The sequence below is a fragment of the Psychrobacter sp. AOP7-A1-24 genome (assembly GCF_052376235.1).
Lineage (GTDB): Bacteria > Pseudomonadota > Gammaproteobacteria > Pseudomonadales > Moraxellaceae > Psychrobacter.
Genome location: NZ_JBQSVM010000075.1, coordinates 1 through 6417, shown reverse-complemented (window position 1 = coordinate 6417; position 6417 = coordinate 1). Strand labels below are relative to the sequence as shown.

The following is a 6417-nucleotide window of genomic DNA, read 5'->3' as shown; positions in this document are numbered from 1 at the left end:
CAGGGCTGCTATTGTTCGGTTATTTTGGCGTGAGCAACTGGCTCCCTTCTTACCTAGAGACCGAGCTTGGGATTAAGTTTAAAGAAATGGCGCTATATATGGCGGGTACGTATTTGACCATGATGTTTGCCAAAGTAGTCGCAGGATATATGGCAGATAAGATTGGTCGCAAAATCGTCTTTGCCTTTGGCACAATGGGTACCGCACTCTTTATCCCGATATTAGTCTATATGCATACTCCAGAAAACATTGGTTGGCTCATGATCACCTTTGGTTTCTTATATGGTATTCCTTATGCGATCAACGCCACTTATTTAACCGAAAGCTTCCCTACTGCTATTCGAGGTACTGCCATTGGCGGCGCATTTAATATCGGTCGCCTAGGTTCTGTGATTGCCCCTGTAGCTATTGGATACATGGCGATGCACAACTCTATTGGTGCCGGTCTGCTATTGATGGCAGGTGCTTATTTCTTATGTGGCCTTATCCCAACGCTATTTATTAAAGAAAAGCAGTATGACCCGCAACAAGCTTAGGCGCACTTTGATTTTAGAAGCACATTTAGTGACGCCTTTAGCGGACACTTTAGTGACCCTCTTTACTAGCTTATGTCGCTACCACTTATACCGCATAGCGAAACAATCTATACATATCGTGTTATGCTGAGCGTTCAATGATAACTTATTATAGTATAATTGAAGGGGTAAACTGCCCTCAGCACATGACTATAGACTTATACTATCAGCCATTGTAAGAATCAATATAAGCTCTTGTATTGGCTCATAGATACGCTAGGTAGTGAAATTATGATGTTTGTACGGACTTAATTGGGAATAGTAGACTGCATATGACGAATGATACCCTTGCCAATGAAGATACTAATACTGAGATGCATATCGAATTGTTAGAGCCTATTGCAGAGATGCGCGATAAAAACGACAGACAGTTTGTCACCGCGCTGGCTAGAGGGCTGGAGCTGCTACGCTGCTTTACCCCGCAACGCCCTTATCTAGGCAATCAAGACTTAAGTCAGCTGACAGGACTACCTAAAGGGACCATTACGCGTCTGACTTATACCTTAGTCAAATTAGGCTATCTAAAACAGTCTACCAATAGCAGTAAGTACCAGCTTTCTACAGGCGTACTTGGTTTTGGCTATACGATGATGACCAACATCTCTATCAATAACCTTGCCACTCCTTATATGGAAGAGTTGGCAGACTATGCCAATAGTGCTGTAGCCATGGCTACTCGTGATCGACTCATGATGGTGTATCTAAACGTTGTACAAGGTACAGGCACCACCACCATGCAACGCAATGTCGGCTCTTACCTGCCTATTCATTTAAGCTCGATGGGCAGAGCCTGCTTGGCAAGTATGCCACCTGCTGAGCAAGAGTTTATTTTGAATGCGATTCGTAGTAAGTATAAAGATGATTGGCTCAAAATCAGACGAGGATTAGATAAAGCCTTTCAAGATTACGAAGAGTACGGCTATTGTTTCTCGATTAGTGAATGGCAAAAAGACGTCAATGCGGTGGCTATTGCGCTGATGCATCCGACGGAAGGCTTGCTTACTTTTAACTGCGGCGCACCCAGTTTTATTCTGAGTCGTACCAAGCTAGAAGAAGACATTGCCCCCCGTCTACTGCATATGAAAAATATGATTGAGAGTAATTTGTATATTAGTTAGTACTTGCCTCTAATTACAAATTTGCCTTCAATATCGGTTATAGCACGTAGAAAGAAAGCTATTAGTAACCGACAATCAACTCAAGCTAACATAACGCAGGGTATAAAACCCTGCTATACTCAATATAATCACAAGCAATTTTGCCGAGTTACAAGACTAAGTTCAACTGCCCATAACCCTGTCCAAAAGTAGCTGCTATCGAGCAACCCTATGTCTTGCAAAAAAATTTCAGCAAAAATTTAGTAGTGAAACGTGATATAAAAAAACACCCGCTAAAAAATTTTAAACTACTTAAGCCTTGTTGTTACCGCAATTATCCGAAAAATCATCGCTTACCATAATTTGCAACTGAAGCGCGTAGTGTAATAAGGTCAAATCGACGGCCTTGTTAGACCTGATAAATGCTCTATAAGCGAAATTACCTCATACTTCTGCGATTTATAGCAAAATTTGTAAACGACTCCTTCTTCTGCCTGAAATTTTGACCCTTCTTCCGCATACATTACTACAGCTGGAAAACCGAACAACTGAATAAAACATGCTGATTTAATAAACATGACCCAGTGATTTTCACTATCAAAGAAATTATTATATCCATCATCCTCAGCAAGGAACTGGCCTCTAAGAGTATTATCGGGAGTTTGAGTTTTAAGCATAACTCTTAATTTATCAGCTATTGGATCTGTAATATAAGAGTCACCAAAATGAAAAACAGCGAGCTCATAAGCAATTTTAGAGTAGAGCATTATTTGAGCATCAATATCTATTAATATTCTTCCTTTAATTTCAGGACTATCAACTTTGTTATGCTTTTGGCTCGCCTTCTCTAAAATTTTATCCACACCCTTAGATATTTTGGCCTTATTAATCTCTCTATCTTGTGACTTAAGATGTCTTAAAATCTTTTTTTCGAGCAAGGGTTTTGCTTTTTCAAATTCAGACTTATCGATAGACATATTCACAGCAAAGCCATCATCAAGCTGCTCAATAGTTATATCAGGTATAACCGTAAGGTCACCATTTTTGTTAACTCGAAAACGCCCAACCTCTTCATGATCGTATACACCCGTAAATGGATTTTCTAAAGACTGCTTTTTTCCTTTTATATTATGAATAAATCTTGGTAACTTATAAAAAAGACTATTTGCTAATGCGCCTTCAAACCCTGTCCCCATTGAACTATTACAACTTTTGCATACGTTTTTCTTCGCTAATGAACCACCAATAAATTCAGGGATAATGTGCTCTTGAGTTAACGGATTATCTGCTGTTATTGGGTTCTCTCTAATACAAATAATGCATAATTCCATATTTATTCTTCCGTTTAAGCAGCGTGTTATGTGATGTTATGAATTAGTATTTGCGTAATGAATGATTACACCAAACAAGTAATAAACTATTTCAGGATTATATGAATTATCGATTTTTTCCATATCCTCATTTTCTTTATAAAATATTCCTATGCCAATATAGGCTTCTTTAAATAGAGTATAAAACATACACTTCTATTCGCTTAAACCCTTTCCATCCTACGCAAAAATGCCCATTCCCCTCGTATCATAGCTATGACTTCAGATGAAGTTGAGTAAGTATCGTCTCTAGAGTATTACTCACCTGCCTACCCTTAACACAAAGCGCCTACAGTCACGTCAATGGTTAAGTACCCACCAGAAAAGTCACCTTTCTTTAACTTTCATAAAAGTACGTAACGCTGCAATCCATTATTATTTACTTATTCAATAGAGCAACGTACTACTCATCTACCTCTAACCACTAAATGACTGCTCTTACTTATAATCAGCTTAAAAGGATCTTACTATGAAAAACATCAACATGAAAAATATCGCTATCAGCTCACTATTGGCTGTATCTACTTGCTTTGCGATGATTGCGCCAGCGAGTGCTGCGCAGCAAACTGTCATCGTCAAAGACAAACATCAAGCGAAAAAGGTAGTGGTCGTTAAAGAAAAACCTAAGGCCAAACAAGTTGCTGTGGTTAAGGCAAAAGCTCAACCTAAAGCGAAAAAAGTCGTTGTTGTTAAAGACAAACATCCAGCACAAAAAGTGGTCGTTGTTAAGGCTAGATAGGTTAAGCGAACCTAATGCCGTATAACGCTTATATAAAATCAACTATATTAAGCAGGAAATACCACCATATCATTCCCTTCTTGCCATGGCTGAAATTTAGTCATGGCTTGTATGAATGATGGATGCTCCAACCAATCTTTTAGCCATAGTTGTAAATTTGGATAAGGCAAACTATAGAATACGTCACGATCCACGTGGGCGAATTGGCGGACAAAAGGCATGATGCCGATATCAGCTATGGTTACTCTGTTCCCTAGTAAATAAGTATTTTGAGCCAATAAATCTTCTAAAACCTGCAAAAACACCTCACCTCGCTGTCGATACTCGGTCTGCGTCATCTCTATATGGCGATCGGCGTATTTGTACCGATCAAGCCAGTGCTTAAACTCATTATCGTTTTGTGCAATTAAGGCATTGGCCTGAGATAAAACGCGTTTATCAAACAGTCCTTGTGGATCGTTTTGCCCTAGTGCCCACAACATAATCTCTAGGCTCTCTTCAATTACTGTTCCATCTACCAATTGCAGTACTGGCACCGTACCTTTTGGGCTTATCGCTAGCATCTGCTCTGGCTTATTTTTTAAAGTTATTTCCCGTAGTTCCACTGACAGCTCAGCAAATAGTAAGCCGAGACGGGCGCGCATGGCATAAGGACAGCGACGAAAAGAGTACAAGCATGGCAATAGGGTGTTCATAGATTCGTCCATAGTTGAATAGGAATTAATCAATAGGTAAATGCTAGGTAAAGAGCAAATAAAGAAAAACCAGCAGACGCAAACCTACTAACATCGACATTTATTCAGGCTCTGTTGAATACGTGACAGACTTATAATTGGCCATAGTTTCTACCAATGACTGTGGCAGATAAGCGTCTTTAAGATGCGCGTGCGGATAATACTGCTCAATCCACGATTGATAGTTATAGACAGTTAGCGTACCACAATATAATAAATATAAAACCTGCACGCCAATGCTACGTGACAGACCCATCACGCAATGGAAGTTAATAAGCGTAATAATACTATCTTCTTGCTGGTTCTCATTATCAGCGTTTATCGCCCGCGGCTTCACTGATTGCGTCAAAGACTCAATCCGCTTAAATAAATCGATATAGTCTTGGAGCAATACGTCATTTAATGGCTGCAAATCCAATAAAGGCAAATACAAATAATGGACAGGCGTACTCATAATGTCTTTAGCAGCTATTTCAAGGTAATGAGTATGGCTAGATATCTCAGCGGCCAAATCAACAACAATTATCTGATAACGAGCTGAGGGCCGATTGCTTTCTAACGAACTCGGCCATTCTAATGAAGTATGGCCAAACAACCAATATGTTAAATGACTACTTACATCTGTCTGAGTCAATCGAGGTGAAGCAACAACATTGACCTTATCGTAAATAGCATATGCCGTGAGTGGATACCTTTGACTTTTGGAGAAAACTCTAAAATACCATTGGCCCAAAAATGACATACTATTGTAAACAATAATAATCGGTGCAAACTTCATCCAAGTATATAAGGTGAGTCGTCCATTATTGGACTTTTGGAACCAACGTGCATCCCGCATTGGTGTGACTTGTTGATAGGCACAAGCTAATATCGTAAAACTAATCAACCAATATAGCGCAATTATAATAGCTAAGGTTTCTATAGATTCAAACGCTATTACAGTCATATTAGTAAGGTAAAACCCTCCTATCGCTAACAACAAGAACCCTATCATCCCCAGTGTCAGATGCTTGATTACCAGTGCATTTCGGATACGATTTGACAATATAAGCACCGCAACTGCCAACACTACTCCGCCCAACATATCTAGTAAATGATGCTGATACGTCAGCACCGTCGACAGGGCTATCAATGTACATATACCAGTCAGCAACAATCGATAAGTGATTGAACTCCATTTCTTTTTAGACGCTACCACCTCCCATAATGACACCCCAAGCAAGACGGCGTAACTGACATGTAGTGATGGCAGCTGATTGAATGGCTTGTCCACCAACTGTAAGAACTGATAACCAAACTGCGTCCAATCATCCGGTACAACTCGACGAAAAGAGAATCGAGCAGGATAAAGGTAGAAAATCAAACAGGCAAAAATGGTTGCCAAAATTAAGCGATAGGTTAATAGAAATAACTGCGTAGAGGTCCTCACTAAGAAAAAACTAGCAACAAATAAAACCAACGACCAGCTATAAGGAATAATCATAGCGGGAATAAAAGGAATGGCATTATCAAACGGCGTGGCGAGATTGTGAATTTGCGATGGATAGCGTGTATATAGAGATACGCTATAAAAAGTCGTCAAATTATAAAGCAAATAAAATATCAATAACGCAAGACATAGGTGTTTAAAGCGGTTCAAATTTGATGGAGTTTGCAACACCTAGTACCTCGTTTGACTGTTGAATAAACATTTCAAAAAACTTCGGAAATATAATCATAGTTAAAGTTGTCATAATAGCAACTTATTGTTGGCTAAAAACTGCCCAAACCCATTGGAAATACAGTAGTTTTGAACTTATACTTGACTATTTTTTAGGCTTAGTTAGAAGGATTTGAGAAATGCAGTTTTTAAGGATGATAAGTCAGCAGTTAAGTCGATTTACGGCATTGGTTATTGTTTTA

At 39.2% G+C, this 6417-nt stretch carries 6 protein-coding genes; 3 read left to right on the top strand and 3 right to left on the bottom strand.

The window, feature by feature from the left end:
- Both ACT3QQ_RS13510 and ACT3QQ_RS13505 read left to right on the top strand, forming a co-directional pair.
- The coding region (locus tag ACT3QQ_RS13510; RefSeq protein ID WP_444528390.1) for an MFS transporter at nucleotides 1-536 on the top strand (536 nt) is incomplete at its 5' end.
- A 311-nt stretch (nucleotides 537-847) separates the two neighbouring features.
- Nucleotides 848-1693, top strand: coding sequence for an IclR family transcriptional regulator (locus ACT3QQ_RS13505; protein ID WP_444528389.1), 846 nt, complete (start codon nucleotides 848-850; stop codon nucleotides 1691-1693).
- Nucleotides 1694-2064: 371 nt separating this feature from the next.
- Here ACT3QQ_RS13505 and ACT3QQ_RS13500 read toward each other — a convergent pair whose 3' ends face one another.
- Nucleotides 2065-3003 (bottom strand): HNH endonuclease, encoded by a 939-nt coding sequence (locus ACT3QQ_RS13500; protein ID WP_444528388.1) that lies wholly within the window; start codon nucleotides 3001-3003, stop codon nucleotides 2065-2067.
- A 508-nt stretch (nucleotides 3004-3511) separates the two neighbouring features.
- On the opposite strand from ACT3QQ_RS13500, the gene ACT3QQ_RS13495 reads away from it, so the two are divergent.
- On the top strand, nucleotides 3512-3781 hold the full coding sequence (locus ACT3QQ_RS13495; RefSeq protein ID WP_444528387.1) for a hypothetical protein: 270 nt from the start codon (nucleotides 3512-3514) through the stop codon (nucleotides 3779-3781).
- Between the two features lie 47 nt (nucleotides 3782-3828).
- Here the strand turns inward: ACT3QQ_RS13495 and ACT3QQ_RS13490 are convergent, their stop codons facing one another.
- Both ACT3QQ_RS13490 and ACT3QQ_RS13485 read right to left on the bottom strand, forming a co-directional pair.
- Nucleotides 3829-4476 carry a glutathione S-transferase gene (locus ACT3QQ_RS13490; protein WP_444528386.1) on the bottom strand — a complete coding sequence of 216 codons (648 nt, stop codon included), beginning with the start codon at nucleotides 4474-4476 and terminating at the stop codon, nucleotides 3829-3831.
- A gap of 100 nt (nucleotides 4477-4576) precedes the next feature.
- On the bottom strand, nucleotides 4577-6175 hold the full coding sequence (locus ACT3QQ_RS13485; protein WP_444528385.1) for a phosphatase PAP2 family protein: 1599 nt from the start codon (nucleotides 6173-6175) through the stop codon (nucleotides 4577-4579).
- Between the last annotated feature and the right edge of the window lie 242 nt (nucleotides 6176-6417).

Bases quoted from the DNA above. Each gene is read 5' to 3' on its own strand.
- ACT3QQ_RS13495 (WP_444528387.1), top strand. From the start codon at position 3,512: ATGAAAAACATCAACATGAAAAATATCGCTATCAGCTCACTATTGGCT.
- ACT3QQ_RS13490 (WP_444528386.1), bottom strand. From the start codon at position 4,476: ATGAACACCCTATTGCCATGCTTGTACTCTTTTCGTCGCTGTCCTTAT.
- ACT3QQ_RS13500 (WP_444528388.1), bottom strand. From the start codon at position 3,003: ATGGAATTATGCATTATTTGTATTAGAGAGAACCCAATAACAGCAGAT.
- ACT3QQ_RS13505 (WP_444528389.1), top strand. From the start codon at position 848: ATGACGAATGATACCCTTGCCAATGAAGATACTAATACTGAGATGCAT.